14 protein-coding genes are annotated in these 12,499 nt (G+C 62.6%); 10 read left to right on the top strand and 4 right to left on the bottom strand.

What is annotated here, in order from left to right; translation table 11 throughout:
* Positions 1–12 precede the first annotated feature (12 nt).
* Entirely contained in the window at positions 13–456 is a 444-nt protein-coding gene (locus PAN31117_RS03300; RefSeq protein WP_150736961.1) for an Rrf2 family transcriptional regulator, read from the top strand.
* Positions 457–582: 126 nt separating this feature from the next.
* Here PAN31117_RS03300 and PAN31117_RS03295 read toward each other — a convergent pair whose 3' ends face one another.
* A complete protein-coding gene (locus PAN31117_RS03295; RefSeq protein ID WP_150736960.1) occupies positions 583–1,113 on the bottom strand; it encodes a thioredoxin family protein in 531 nt (176 codons plus the stop codon).
* Positions 1,114–1,342: 229 nt separating this feature from the next.
* Here PAN31117_RS03295 and PAN31117_RS03290 point away from each other — a divergent pair, with 229 nt between their 5' ends.
* The 5 genes from PAN31117_RS03290 (at position 1,343) to PAN31117_RS03270 (ending at position 4,405) form a co-directional block, all read left to right on the top strand.
* Positions 1,343–1,711 carry a GFA family protein gene (locus PAN31117_RS03290; RefSeq protein ID WP_150736959.1) on the top strand — a complete coding sequence of 123 codons (369 nt, stop codon included), beginning with the start codon at positions 1,343–1,345 and terminating at the stop codon, positions 1,709–1,711.
* A complete protein-coding gene (locus PAN31117_RS03285) occupies positions 1,708–1,899 on the top strand; it encodes a hypothetical protein (protein ID WP_150736958.1) in 192 nt (63 codons plus the stop codon). Before PAN31117_RS03290 ends, PAN31117_RS03285 begins: the two co-directional genes overlap by 4 nt.
* Before the next feature lie 8 nt (positions 1,900–1,907).
* Positions 1,908–2,648: a response regulator gene (locus PAN31117_RS03280; RefSeq protein WP_150736957.1), complete on the top strand. Its 741-nt coding sequence runs from the start codon at positions 1,908–1,910 to the stop codon at positions 2,646–2,648.
* Positions 2,645–3,982 (top strand): ATP-binding protein, encoded by a 1,338-nt coding sequence (locus tag PAN31117_RS03275; protein ID WP_150736956.1) that lies wholly within the window; start codon positions 2,645–2,647, stop codon positions 3,980–3,982. Before PAN31117_RS03280 ends, PAN31117_RS03275 begins: the two co-directional genes overlap by 4 nt.
* Before the next feature lie 189 nt (positions 3,983–4,171).
* The gene (locus PAN31117_RS03270) at positions 4,172–4,405 is read left to right on the top strand and encodes a DUF4148 domain-containing protein (RefSeq protein WP_174990800.1); all 234 of its coding nucleotides are present in this window, start codon (positions 4,172–4,174) and stop codon (positions 4,403–4,405) included.
* A 127-nt stretch (positions 4,406–4,532) separates the two neighbouring features.
* Here the strand turns inward: PAN31117_RS03270 and PAN31117_RS03265 are convergent, their stop codons facing one another.
* On the bottom strand, positions 4,533–5,510 hold the full coding sequence (locus tag PAN31117_RS03265; RefSeq protein WP_150736954.1) for an AraC family transcriptional regulator: 978 nt from the start codon (positions 5,508–5,510) through the stop codon (positions 4,533–4,535).
* A gap of 94 nt (positions 5,511–5,604) precedes the next feature.
* On the opposite strand from PAN31117_RS03265, the gene PAN31117_RS03260 reads away from it, so the two are divergent.
* Positions 5,605–6,438: an oxidoreductase gene (locus PAN31117_RS03260; protein ID WP_150736953.1), complete on the top strand. Its 834-nt coding sequence runs from the start codon at positions 5,605–5,607 to the stop codon at positions 6,436–6,438.
* Positions 6,439–6,528: 90 nt separating this feature from the next.
* Here the strand turns inward: PAN31117_RS03260 and PAN31117_RS03255 are convergent, their stop codons facing one another.
* Together PAN31117_RS03255 and PAN31117_RS03250 are read right to left on the bottom strand one after the other, a co-directional pair.
* Complete coding sequence (locus PAN31117_RS03255) at positions 6,529–6,816, bottom strand: YciI family protein (protein WP_150736952.1); 288 nt, start codon at positions 6,814–6,816, stop codon at positions 6,529–6,531.
* An 87-nt stretch (positions 6,817–6,903) separates the two neighbouring features.
* Complete coding sequence (locus tag PAN31117_RS03250) at positions 6,904–7,320, bottom strand: DUF4440 domain-containing protein (protein WP_150736951.1); 417 nt, start codon at positions 7,318–7,320, stop codon at positions 6,904–6,906.
* Between the two features lie 409 nt (positions 7,321–7,729).
* Between PAN31117_RS03250 and PAN31117_RS03245 the strand changes: the two genes are divergently transcribed.
* From PAN31117_RS03245 to PAN31117_RS03235, 3 genes are read left to right on the top strand one after another with little or no spacing between them, the layout of a single operon-like run.
* The gene (locus PAN31117_RS03245; protein WP_246188895.1) at positions 7,730–9,736 is read left to right on the top strand and encodes a TonB-dependent receptor plug domain-containing protein; all 2,007 of its coding nucleotides are present in this window, start codon (positions 7,730–7,732) and stop codon (positions 9,734–9,736) included.
* 11 nt (positions 9,737–9,747) lie between these two features.
* Positions 9,748–11,121: an ABC transporter substrate-binding protein gene (locus tag PAN31117_RS03240; protein ID WP_150736950.1), complete on the top strand. Its 1,374-nt coding sequence runs from the start codon at positions 9,748–9,750 to the stop codon at positions 11,119–11,121.
* Positions 11,109–12,482, top strand: a complete 1,374-nt coding sequence (locus tag PAN31117_RS03235; protein WP_150736949.1) for a di-heme oxidoreductase family protein — start codon at positions 11,109–11,111, stop codon at positions 12,480–12,482. Before PAN31117_RS03240 ends, PAN31117_RS03235 begins: the two co-directional genes overlap by 13 nt.
* Positions 12,483–12,499 lie beyond the last annotated feature (17 nt).

The raw sequence follows: 12,499 nt of genomic DNA, 5'->3' as shown, positions 1-12,499 counted from the left end.
CGAGGGGCGACGATGAGAAGCGACAGTCGACTCTCGCGCATGCTCCACGTGCTGCTCCATATGGCGCGGCATGACGCACCGTTCACGTCCGAACAGCTCGCGCAGATGCTGCGCACCAATCCCGTTGTGGTCCGGCGCACGATGGCGGGGTTGCGCGAGGCCGGGTATGTTCGCTCGGACAAAGGGCATGGGGGCGGCTGGAGCATCGCCTGTGATTTGCACAAGGTGACGCTGCTCGACATTCATCGCGCTGTCGGTGGTCCGAACATCTTCGCCATCGGCGTGGAAAGCGACAACCCCGAATGCGCCGTCGAGCGCGCGGTGAACGCGGCGCTCGACGGGGCGTTGCGCGAGGCGGAAGCGATCCTTATCGCAAGGCTCGGTGCCGTGTCGCTCGCCGATCTGGCGCAGAACTTCGATGCGTTGTGCTCGCAGCACGAGGCATTGGTGCGTTAAGCCCTCGATTGGCTGTCCGAGACCGTAACCGGGACATATTCGTCGATCTTCAGAAGCGGCGAGAGCCGTTCACCGTCCCGCCACTGAAGGGTTCACGCTTACGAAATTGACACTCTTGCGACCTGATTACGACGGTTGGGCCGCCAACTGCGCCTTGATAGCCGCTTCCGTCTTGTCGTAATCGCCCTCGCCGAAGTGGGTGTAGACGATCTTGCCCGACTTGTCGACGAGATAGAACGCGGGCCAGTAGAGGTTGTCGTAGGCCTTCCACGTGGCGTAGCGATTGTCCTGCGCGACCGGGTATGTAATGCCTGCGCGGCGCACGGCATCCCGCACGTTTTTGGTATCGCGCTCATAAGCGTATTCCGGCGTGTGCACCCCGACCACGACCAGCCCCTGGTCCTTGTACTTCTCGTACCACTGCTTCACGTAAGGCGTGGTGTGGATGCAGTTAATGCAGGAGTACGTCCAGAAATCGACCAGCACGACCTTGCCGCGCAACTGCGACAGAGTGAGCGGCTGGCTGTTGATCCAGTTGTCGATGCCGGTGAACTCGGGCGCGGTGCCGCCGGAGATCGGACGAGCCTGCGACGGCGCGCAAGCGGTAAGGCCGGTGAGGGCGAGGGCGACGAAGGCACTTCTGAGTAGCGTCAACATGGCAGTTCTTCTCCTGTGAACAGTGCAACGGGTTTGGTGAGTCGGTAGCCGTATTTCACTGTCCGCGCGTATCTGCCATGTGTGCAAAAAGCCTCATTTCGGCAATGTCGTGTATCGGAGCGCCATCCAGATACATTGAGATACAAACGGGGATAACAGGCGCGACCGATTGCGCTATAAAGCTCCCAACGACCGTGCCGTCGGCGCGGGCTTATCCGGGAGTCGATCCATGTCCGAAACGTTGCAAGGTTCCTGCCACTGTGGCGCTGTCCGATTTGAAGTAGTCACGCCGGTCGAACCGGCCGCGCGTTGTAATTGCAGTCTGTGCCGTCGCAAGGGGGCGTTGATGACGCCCGCATTCCCGGAAGCCAATCTGCGCATTCTCTCCGGTGCGGACGACCTGACCTGCTATCAGTTCAATACGCGCGTGGCAAAGCACTACTTCTGCAAGCACTGCGGCATTTACCCGTTCCACGCGTCGCGCACCATGCCCGGCATGTGGCGCGCGAATATCGGATGTCTCGACGGCATCGACCCTTACGCTCTGGAAGCCTCTGTGGCCGACGGCCAAAAGCTCTCCGTGGTGGGGGACGCATGAAACGTCTGCTGAGCGTGCTTGCATTTCTGGCGGGTGGCCTGACGACGGAAGCCGTCCATCCGCTGCAATGCGATCTGGCCCCGGCGAGCCGCCGCGTGTTGCCGGAGATGGAGCGTTCACGGCGTCGTAAAACCCCCGATCTGGCGGGTGCCGGTGACGACCGTGGACGTAGGGACTCGTCGCTATAATCGTTCACATGGAAAAAATCGATCATGTGCTGATCGTCGACGACGATCGCGGGATTCGGGAGTTGCTCGCCGACTACCTCGAAAAAAACGGCATGCGTGTGAGCGTGGCTGCCAATGGGCGTGAGATGCGCGCCGTGCTTGCCGATGGTGCCCCCGATCTCATCGTGCTCGACCTGATGCTGCCCGGCGACGACGGCCTTGTGCTGTGCCGCGAGCTTCGCGCGGGCAAGTTCAGGGCGGTGCCGGTGCTCATGCTCACCGCGCGCAGCGAAGAGACCGACCGCATCGTCGGCCTCGAAATGGGCGCGGACGATTACCTGGCCAAACCGTTCGCCGTGCGTGAGTTGCTGGCGCGCATCAAGTCGGTGCTGCGTCGCACGCGCATGTTGCCGCCGGGGATGCAGGTCACGGAGACGGCCGAGATTCTCGGCTTCGGGGAATGGCAGCTCGACACGACGGCGCGTCACCTGCTCGATACCGACGGCACGCAGGTCGCGCTCAGCGGCGCGGAGTATCGCCTGCTGCGCGTACTGCTCGATCATCCGCAACGCGTGCTCACGCGCGACCAGTTGCTCAATCTCACGCAGGGCAGACAGGCCGACGCCTTCGACCGGTCCATCGATCTGCTCATCAGCCGGTTGCGCCAGCGCTTGCGCGACGGCGCGCGTGAGCCTCGCTACATCAAGACGCTGCGCAACGAAGGCTATGTGTTCTGCTCGGCTGTCACCATCGTCGCCGCGCCCGAATGACTCCAACCCTGACACAAGACCCCGCTCCCGCGGCGTTCCAATGGCGCTGGCCGCGCTCGCTGTTCGCGCGGCTCGCGCTTATCCTCTTCGTGGGGCTGGCGCTCGCGCAGGCGCTCTCGTTCTGGCTCACCATGACCGAGCGCAATCGCGTGACGTCGAACATGATGAGCGTGTACATCGAGAGCGAAGTCGCCAGTTCCGTCGCGTTGCTCGATCATTTGCCAGCCGCCGAGCGGGCGCAGTGGTTGCCACGTCTGGCGCGTCGCAGCTATCGCTTCGAACTCGGCACCGGTGCGGCAGGTGGCAAGCCCGATGCGGGCGCGGCCGCGCAGGTCGCACGCGTCATCGAAGATTCCATCGGTGTGTCGTATCCCGTGACGGTCAATAGCGTGCCCGGCGACCCGGATCGGCTTCAGGCGCACGTGCGTCTGAGCGATGGCTCGCCGTTGACCATCGACGTCTTCCCCACGCCGACCTTGCCGCTTTCCGGATGGCTGCCTGCGATGCTGGTCCTGCAACTGGTGCTGATTGCCGGGTGCTGCTGGCTGGCGGTGCGTGTCGCGACGCGTCCGCTGAATGCGCTGGCGAAGGCTGCCGATACGTTGGGGCCGGATTTGCGGGCGGAGCGTCTGAGCGAAGACGGTCCGTCGGAAGTGGCGCGTGCCGCGCGGGCTTTCAATGCGATGCAGGATCGCATCGGCGGCTACATGACCGAGCGCATGCAGATTCTCGCGGCCATCTCGCACGACTTGCAGACGCCGATCACGCGCATGCGCCTGCGTGTCGACACGATGGAGGACGAAACCTCGGCGGTGCGTCTGCAACAGGATCTGAAGGAGATGGAGTCGCTGGTCAAGGAAGGGGTGACGTACGCCCGAACGCTGCACGGGGCGTCCGAAGCACCTTGCAAGGTGGATCTCGATTCGCTGCTGGATAGTCTTGTCTGCGACTACGTGGACGCGGGGTCGCCCGTCACGCTCACCGGGCAGGTGGGGCAGCCGATCGTGACGCGTCCGCAGGCGTTGCGGCGCATTGTGGGCAACCTCGTGGACAACGCGCTCAAGTACGGCAACGAGGCGCATCTCGACGTGACGCGCCGCGCCGGAGGGATCGACGTGATCGTGACTGACAGCGGTCCGGGCATTCCGGAGAACATGCTGGAAGCGGTGTTCGCGCCGTTCGTGAGGGTGGAGACGTCGCGCAACCGTCACACCGGCGGTACGGGGCTGGGGCTGGCGATTGCACGTCAGCTTGCGCAGGCGATGGACGCGACGCTCACCCTGCGCAACCGCGAGGGCGGCGGGTTAGAGGCACGATTGTCACTCAAGGCCTGAGCCGGAACTACGGATTCGACGGTCGTTTTGTATCGCAGTTTGTCTGGCAGCGTTGCAGGTACTTACGATTGCACTGGACGCTGCATCGGACAAATGCCAGATACCTCCGAGAGGTCTAATGGTTTCAACGGCGGAGGAACAGAAACACACCGCGCGTTACCTAACCTTTACATCCTCTGGAGTTACACCATGAAAGCCCTTCTGATCGCAGTTTCGCTCGCTACCCTCGGCACCGCTGGCGTCGCTTACGCCGCAGGCACCGATGAAATCCTGACGAGTACCGGTAATTCGCTGTCGGCCGCTCACTGGACGCCGGACAACGGTTCGACGCTCAGCGCGGCGCAAGTGCAGGCGCAACTGAAGAGCGCCGAAGCCTCGGGCCAGATCGACCACCTGAACATGACGCTGTACAAGGGTGCATGAACTGCATCGATAGGCGATGCCGAGCGCACATGCCCGGCATTGCCGAACGGCTTGCTGGCTCGAAACGGGCTGGGTTCTGTCCTGCGCAGATCTCAGCCCGTTTTCCTTTGGTGGCGTCGCCACAACGTCAATGAGACGACACATAGATCCCATCCGCGAACGCCTCTGGAATCGCGAAACTCTCACGCATGCGCCTCGTTTCGGCGGCTGGCGTCAGACCGAATAGGCGCTTGAACTCCCGGCTGAATTGAGACGGGCTCGTGTAACCGACGGCGTGGCTTGCCGCCTCAACCGTCAGATCCTGACGTACCATCAACAGCCGTGCCTGATGCAGGCGCGTCGACTTGACGTATTGCATCGGTGAGACCTGCGTAATCGTCTTGAAATGACTGTGGAAGCTCGGCACGCTCATGCCTGCCTCGTCTGCAAGCTGCGTCACGTCGAGCGGCTGGGCGTAACCGGTATGAATCAAACGCAGCGACCGACCGATCCGGCCGAACTGTCCGCGCATCGAAAGCGCTTCGCGCATCGCGCCGCCTTGCGCCCCGGTGAGTACCCGGAAGTAGAGTTCACGCAGCAGACCATGTCCGAGGACGGCGGCTTCAAGCGGATCGCTCATTGCTTCCAGAAAGCGGAGTACGGACGTTTGCATCCGTGCGTCCATCGGCGTGGACATCATGCTTTGCGGTGCGGCTTCATGCGTGGCAATGCCTTCCCGATCGATCTGCGCCGCGAGTTCTGCGGCCAGCGTGAAATCCAAATGCAGATAGAGCGCCAGCAGCGGCCGCTCGCGCGTCGCGTCCGTCTCCATGCTGAAAGGGACGGGGACGGAGACGGCCAGATAGTGGTCTTCGTCGTACTCGTACAACTGCTCACCGAAATATCCCCGCTTGCGCCCCTGACACACGATCACGATGCCCGGGTCGTACAGGACCGGCGTGCGCGACAGCGCCCGGTCGGAACGCAGAATGCGGACGCTGGGCAACGCCGTCAGGTTGTAGCCCTCCGCCGGCGCGAGGTCGCGCAACAAGGCGATGGTGCGTGAGCGAGTGTCGGTGCCTGTGCCTGTGCCTGATGGTTTGCGTAGCGACGTCTTTCCGTTCATAGTTTTAGGCAAGAAAATTAGCGAATCACGGCTTAAATGGCACTATCGATGAGACTAGTATGCACTCTCTGGTTATCTATTGGGAGCAGCGGTGATGTCATCCGGGAAAATCTTGCTTATTACGGGCGTGAGTAGCGGTTTCGGTCGTGCGCTGGCGCAAGAAGCGCTAGCGGCAGGACACAAAGTCGTTGGGACGGTGCGCAATGAGCAGGCGAAGCGAGACTTCGAATCGCTTTCGCCGACATCGGCGTTTGGTCGCCTGCTCGATGTCACCGACTTCGACGCCATCGATGGTGTGGTGGCGGAGATCGAGGCCAACGTCGGCCCCGTCGATGCGCTGATCAACAATGCCGGATACGGGCACGAAGGCATCATGGAAGAATCGCCGCTGTCCGAGATGCGCCGACAGTTCGACGTCAACGTCTTCGGCGCTGTAGCGATGATGAAGGCAGTGCTGCCGTTCATGCGCGAGCGTCGGCGCGGTCACATTCTGAACATTACGTCGATGGGCGGGCATATCACGATGCCGGGCATCGCGTATTACTGCGGCAGTAAGTTCGCGCTGGAGGGGATTTCGTCGAGTCTCGCCAAAGAGGTCAAGCCTTTCGGGGTCGCGGTCACTGCCGTCGCACCGGGCTCGTTCCGAACGGACTGGGCGGGACGTTCGATGGCGCGCACCCCGCGCTCAATTCCGGACTACGACGCCAGCTTCGATCCGGTGCGTCGCGCCCGCGAGGAGAAGAGCGGAAAGCAGCTTGGCGACCCGGTGAAGGCTGCGCGCGCCATGCTCGCCGCGATCGACTCGGCCCATCCGCCTGCGCACCTCTTGCTCGGTAGCGATGCGCTCAAACTTGTCCGGGAGAATCTGAAGGCGTTGGAATGCGAGTTCAGCCAATGGGAGACGGTCACGCTCTCGACGGACGGTTGAAGCAAGAGCCCAAGGCGCTAACGAATCGGCCCGCGCGACGCGAGAACACCTTGGGGTGTCGCGAACACGCGGGCCGGTAGTCGATGCCGCTCAGAGCAGATCGGCGATCTGCGGATGGAACTTGACCGGATCGAAGACGGTGACGCGATAGTCGGCGAGACCATGAATTCGGAACGGGTCTTGCTCGATAAGCGCGTCGAGTTCGTCACGCGAAACCTTACCGGAGACGATAAAGATGCCACCGTTACGCGGCTCCTTCGGTCCGGAGGCGATGAAGATCCCGCGCTCGTACTGCGTGGAGAGAAACGCGCGATGCGCCTGCAACTGCGCATCGATAGCGCTCAACGGTTGAATGTAGGTCAGTTCGACGATGTACATCAGGGTGGCCCCAACAGGAAAATATACGGCGATTGCCGCTTGACGGCCAGTGTAGCAATTCACCTATGGACGCGTGCAGCACATCGATCAATTGGCGATAACCGGTGTTTCGTGCAGGTGACGCCAAACGATGTGTCCGTCTGTCTCGCGCTCGAACACCGCCGTGGAGCGACGCACCGACGTATGGCCTTCGCCGTCGGTTTGCGTTTCCCGGTACACCACGACACCGCCCGTCGGAGACTCCGCGAGTGTGTCGACCTCGTCAACGACGATTTGCAATCCGGGACGCTTGCCGTGTCCCTGACCGAACAAGGTGTCGAGCGCGGCGCGATTAACCCGAGTGCCCGGTAGCGCGATCATCGAAAACGCCGGTGAGAATCGCGCCAGCAGCGATTCGAGCGCCGTGGGTTCGGCGCGGCCGCTCAGCCACTGTTCGATGGCAATGTGAGCGTCGATGACCTCCTGAGCCAATGCGGACGAGCACTGAGGGCGATGGTTTGACATGACGTGGCAGGCGCAAATGTGAAGCCGGACATTCTAGCGAGGCCGCATCCGACCTGCACGGTGCGTTACAGCCCTCGCGTGCGCGTAGATGTCCTGAGGATGTATTGAGCACGTCCGTCGCCGTCTCGAAAAGCGTTATCACGGACGCCGAATGTTCGTCATAGGGCTGGATCCGCTTCACATGCCGCGTCGTTTCCCCTACACTCGCAACGCCGTATTTGTTTCGTACGGCGCAACCGCGTTTCACGCGAACCGTTCCCAAATTGCCCAGGCCGGACCCGACGGGGTCCTGTTGCGCCTTGCCGCGCCGGGCATTTGGCACAGCAATCGTTATATAAATAAATATATAACGATGCCGGACGGCGACGAACAACAAGAACGAGAGGGGACAAAAGCAGTGCGCTTTACGATGAGAAAACTGTCGAAGCGAAAGCTTCCGTGGATGGTGGCGGCCGCGATGTCGTCAACGGTGGGGTATGCGGCCGAAGACCCGGTCTTCGAGCTGGGCCGGGTGGATGTGACGGCAAAGAGCGAACGGGTTCCTGTCGGCACCGAGACGCTCGATGCCGAACAGATCGAGCAGGCAAGCCGCCTGACGGTCGGAGCGGCGCTCGACATGCTGCCGGGCGTTAACATCTCCAAGGTCGGGCCGCGTAATGAAGAGATGGTCTACGTTCGCGGCTTCGACATGCGTCAGGTGCCGTTGCTGATCGACGGCATTCCCGTCTACGTGTCCTACGACGGCTATGTCGACCTCGGACGTTTCACGACATTCGACATCGGCGCGATCGATGTGCAGAAGGGTTACAGCACCGTGCTCGCTGGTCCGAACACGCTGGGCGGCGTGATCAATCTGGTCAGCAAGCGTCCGCAGAGCAAATTCGAAGGCAACATCGGCGGCGGGCTGATGTTCGACCGCCAGATGGCCAATAGCGGTTATCAAGGCAACTTCAATCTCGGCAGCAACCAGGGCATGTGGTACTTCCAGGTGAGCGGTTCCTACCTGGAACGTGACTTCTACACGCTCTCGGACGCCTTCAAAGGCGTGCCGACACAAGGCCCGGGACGGCGCAACAACTCAGACAATCGCGACAAGAAGATCAACGTCAAGATCGGTCTGACACCGAACGCCACCGACGAATACTCGCTCAACTACATCAACCAGCAGGGCTCCAAGGGCAATCCGCCGTACGCGGGCACCGACCCTGCGCAGACCCCGCGCTACTGGCGCTGGCCCTACTGGGACAAGGAGAGCGTGTATTACATCTCGCGCACCCAGATCGGGGACGATAGCTACGTGAAACTGCGCGCGTACTACGACCGTTACAAGAACGGCCTGAGCATCTATGACGATGCCACTTACTCGACGCAACTCAAGAAGTCGTCTTCGAATTCGTCCTACGATGACCACACCTGGGGCGCGAGCGCCGAAGTCGGCACGAAGCTGTTCACAGCGAACGCGCTCAAGTTCGCCGCGCACATCAAGAACGACTACCACCACGAAACCAACGCGGGCAAGCCGGACCAGCATTTCGAGGACGCGACGCTGTCTTTCGGCATCGAAGACACCCACGAATTCACCGACCGGTTCTCGGCGCAGGTGGGGCTGAGTTACGACAAGCGCATTACGCGCAAGGCAGAAGACGTCAACTCGGCGAACCAGATCGTGGGCTTCCCGAAGGACAACGTCGACGCCTGGAATCCGCAGGTCGGGTTCGTCTACAAGACGTCGTCGACGGGCAAGGTGCACTTTGGTGTCGCGGAGAAGAGTCGCTTTCCGACGATCAAGGATCGCTACTCGTATCGCATGGGGACGGCGATTCCCAACGCAGGTCTCAAGCCCGAGCGCGCGACCAACGTCGAGCTGGGTTACAGCGAGCGCATCGCGCCGGGCACGATGGGCGCAGTGAATCTGTTCTATAGCGACATCCGGAATCTGATTCAGGGCGCGTCCATTCCGGCCAGCGCTTGCAGCAGCCCGCCGTGTACGCAGATGCAGAACGTCGGCCACGTGGTTGCGCAGGGTATCGAGCTGTCCGTCAACAGTCAGATCGGCGATGCCGTCGAAGTCGGAGGCAATTACACGTATCTGAATCGACAGAATCGTAGCGATCCGTCCATCGTGCTGACCGACGTGCCGCGTCACAAGCTGTTCCTGTACGGCAAGTGGAACATCACGTCGAAGGTGGCGTTGAGTGGCGATACGGAGTTCACGTCGTCGCGCGTGAGTTCGAGTGACGGCCGACGCGTGGCGGCAGGTTTCGGTATCGCGAACGCCAAGCTGGCCTGGAAGGTCGTGCACAACGTCACAGCAGAGCTGGGTGTGCGCAACATCTTCGATCGTAATTACGCTTACACCGAAGGGTATCCCGAGGCGGGGCGCAACTATTACGTCAACCTGAACTACGCGTTCTGACGGAGACGGCCATGCGCGAACGAGAGAATGGGTTCTGGGTGAAGCGGCTGCGCGCGTCGGCGGCGCTTGTGCTGGCGGTGGTGGCGGGCGGCGCGGTTGGTGCGGTTGGTGCGCCGCGAGAGACGATCACCGTCCTGACGAGTTATCCGGAAGAAGTGGTGGCGACGTTCGAGCGCGCGTTCGAGCGTCGGCATCCTGAGATCGGCTTGCAGATTCTTTGGCGGCAGCATCGCGACGCCTACGACTACCTGCAAGGACCGGCGCAGGGGGGCGTCGATGTGTACTGGTCGCCCGCCGTGCGCAACTTTGCCGACCTGGGCGAAGAGGGTTCGCTGCGAAAGCTCGACGTCGACCTGAACGGGTTGCCGTCTCACGTCGGCAAATTCCGCATCTCGGATCCGGGCGGGCGCTTCGTGGCGTCCGAGATCGCAGGCTTCGGTTTCATGATCGACCCGGCCGCGCTTGCCCGACAGGGGTTGCCTGCGCCGAAAACGTGGCAAGACCTGACGGACCCTCGTTATCGTGGACGCATTCTGTTCCCGGTGCCGAGCCGCGTCGGTTTCTCGCCGACGTTACTCGATGTGCTGCTTCAGTCGCAAGGCTGGAACGACGGATGGGCCTTACTATCGGAGGCCGCGCCGAACTTCGTCTTCGCAGAAACCGGCGGCGCTTTCGCCAGCTTGTCGCAAGGTATGCGTGCACCGATTTCGGTGGCCGTGACGATCGACTTCTTCGCCAGTTCGGCGATCGCCAACGGTGCGCCGCTGGCATTCGTCTATCCACCGGGCACGGGATTCTCGCCAGCGCACATCGGCATCCTGCGTGACACGAAGCATCTCGATGCGGCACGGACGTTCGTCACCTTTGTCCTGTCGGACGAGGGGCAGCGTCTGCTGTTCGCGCCGGACGTGCGCAAGCTGCCCGTGCGTCCGGGCGTGTACCGCGACGCGCCCAAAGGAACCTACGATCCGTTCGCGGCCAACGCTGCCACGGCCAACGTGACGTATGAGGAGACGTTGGGGCTGTCGCGGTACGCGCTGGATAACGCACTGTTCGACGTCTTCGTCACGCGCCGCAAGGCCGACCTGACCTCACTGTGGACCCGTTGGCAGACGATGTCCTCGGCGTCTGGCGATACGGTGCGCGTCACGAGTCCAGTCGATGCACGGTGCGTCGCGAAGGCACGCCAGCTGTTGGCACAAGCGCCGGTCGATGCGGCGACGGCCGCGGATCCGGCACTTCAAAAAACGTTCGACCGTCGACGTAGCGATCCGCAGGCCAAGGCGCAAGCCGAAGCATTGGAAGACCGCTGGTCACAGGTGCTCGACGGACGTACGACGCAAGTTCGACAGTGGCTCGCGGACGGCGCGCAATGTCAGGATTGAAGCGATATGCACGCTTGGCGTCGCGCGTATGCCTGACGACGGCCGTCATCGCCTGGACGCTTGCCAGCGACGCCATCGCGCAAACGCCAGCGCCGCTGACACGCGAGGCGTTCGGTCAGCCGATGGCACTGATGGATGAAAGCGACGCATCCCTCGCGATGTTCGCCGAGGGGCGCTCGTTGTTCCGGCAGAGCTGGGTCGTGTATCCGTCGGCGGACCGCCGCAACGCGGGCCTTGGTCCGGTCTACAACCAGATTTCGTGCGTTGCCTGTCACGTCAAATTCGGTCGCGGCAACGCCCCGGCTGGTCCGGACGAGGCGCCGCGAGGTCTGCTGGTTCGCTTGAGCGTGCCGGGCAAGAGTGCGACGGGTGCGCCTCGCGAGCATCCGAATTACGGCGACCAACTGGGCGACAAGGCGATTCCGGGCGTTCCTGCCGAAGCGCGGGTGCGCATCCGATACACCGAGCGAAAGGAAACGCTGGCGGGCGGCGAGACCGTAGCATTGCGCGTGCCGCATCTGCGCATCGACGCGTTGGCGTTCGGTTCGCTGGGGCAAGGCACGATGACGTCGGTACGTGTCGGTTCTCCTGTCTACGGATTGGGATGGCTCGAAGCCGTGGACGACGACACGCTTCGTGCGCTGGCGGCGCGTCGCTTGCCGGACGGCGTGCGTGGTCGCGTCAATCGCGTCTGGGATGCGAGTGCGAAGCGGCAGGTCGTCGGGCGTTTTGGATGGAAGGCGAACCAGCCGTCGATTCGTCAGCAGATCGCCAGCGCCTTCGTGGGCGATCTGGGCATCACGTCACCGATCTTTCCCACGAAGTCGTGCCCGGCGGTACAGACTGAGTGCCGGGCTGCGCCGACCGACGGCCAGCCGGATCTGACCGTGGTGCAGCTCGACGCCATCGAGTACTTCCAGCGCACGCTCGACGTGCCGCCGCGACGCGACGTCGACGATGCGCAGGTCCGGCGAGGCGAGCGCCACTTCGGTCAGGCCGGGTGTGCCGCGTGTCATGTGCCGTCGATGCGCACGGGCGCCTTCGCGCCGCTACGCGCGATGGCCAACCGCGACATCGCGCCATACACGGACATGCTTTTGCACGACATGGGGGGCGGGCTGGCGGACGGGCGTCCGGATTTTCTCGCGGGTCCGAGAGACTGGCGCACGCCGCCGCTGTGGGGATTGGGGTTGAGCGCGATGGTCAACCCCGACGCCACGTTCCTGCATGACGGCCGCGCCCGCACCGTGCAAGAAGCGATTCTCTGGCATGGCGGCGAAGCGCAGGCGTCCCGCGAGCGTTTCCGTGCGATGACGCCGCAGGCGCGCGCGGATCTCCTGCGCTTCCTCATGTCGCTGTGATGGTGTGGGGCAGGGCG

Origin of the sequence: Pandoraea anapnoica, assembly GCF_902459765.1 — a bacterium.
GTDB lineage: Bacteria > Pseudomonadota > Gammaproteobacteria > Burkholderiales > Burkholderiaceae > Pandoraea > Pandoraea anapnoica.
This window is presented reverse-complemented; position numbering and strand designations above follow the sequence as displayed.

What these genes read in the sequence shown, in the direction of transcription:
- PAN31117_RS03300 (WP_150736961.1), top strand. Translation starts at nt 13, where the DNA reads ATGAGAAGCGACAGTCGACTCTCGCGCATGCTCCACGTGCTGCTCCAT.
- PAN31117_RS03295 (WP_150736960.1), bottom strand. Translation starts at nt 1,113, where the DNA reads ATGTTGACGCTACTCAGAAGTGCCTTCGTCGCCCTCGCCCTCACCGGC.
- PAN31117_RS03290 (WP_150736959.1), top strand. Translation starts at nt 1,343, where the DNA reads ATGTCCGAAACGTTGCAAGGTTCCTGCCACTGTGGCGCTGTCCGATTT.
- PAN31117_RS03285 (WP_150736958.1), top strand. Translation starts at nt 1,708, where the DNA reads ATGAAACGTCTGCTGAGCGTGCTTGCATTTCTGGCGGGTGGCCTGACG.
- PAN31117_RS03280 (WP_150736957.1), top strand. Translation starts at nt 1,908, where the DNA reads ATGGAAAAAATCGATCATGTGCTGATCGTCGACGACGATCGCGGGATT.
- PAN31117_RS03275 (WP_150736956.1), top strand. Translation starts at nt 2,645, where the DNA reads ATGACTCCAACCCTGACACAAGACCCCGCTCCCGCGGCGTTCCAATGG.
- PAN31117_RS03270 (WP_174990800.1), top strand. Translation starts at nt 4,172, where the DNA reads ATGAAAGCCCTTCTGATCGCAGTTTCGCTCGCTACCCTCGGCACCGCT.
- PAN31117_RS03265 (WP_150736954.1), bottom strand. Translation starts at nt 5,510, where the DNA reads ATGAACGGAAAGACGTCGCTACGCAAACCATCAGGCACAGGCACAGGC.
- PAN31117_RS03260 (WP_150736953.1), top strand. Translation starts at nt 5,605, where the DNA reads ATGTCATCCGGGAAAATCTTGCTTATTACGGGCGTGAGTAGCGGTTTC.
- PAN31117_RS03255 (WP_150736952.1), bottom strand. Translation starts at nt 6,816, where the DNA reads ATGTACATCGTCGAACTGACCTACATTCAACCGTTGAGCGCTATCGAT.
- PAN31117_RS03250 (WP_150736951.1), bottom strand. Translation starts at nt 7,320, where the DNA reads ATGTCAAACCATCGCCCTCAGTGCTCGTCCGCATTGGCTCAGGAGGTC.
- PAN31117_RS03245 (WP_246188895.1), top strand. Translation starts at nt 7,730, where the DNA reads ATGAGAAAACTGTCGAAGCGAAAGCTTCCGTGGATGGTGGCGGCCGCG.
- PAN31117_RS03240 (WP_150736950.1), top strand. Translation starts at nt 9,748, where the DNA reads ATGCGCGAACGAGAGAATGGGTTCTGGGTGAAGCGGCTGCGCGCGTCG.
- PAN31117_RS03235 (WP_150736949.1), top strand. Translation starts at nt 11,109, where the DNA reads ATGTCAGGATTGAAGCGATATGCACGCTTGGCGTCGCGCGTATGCCTG.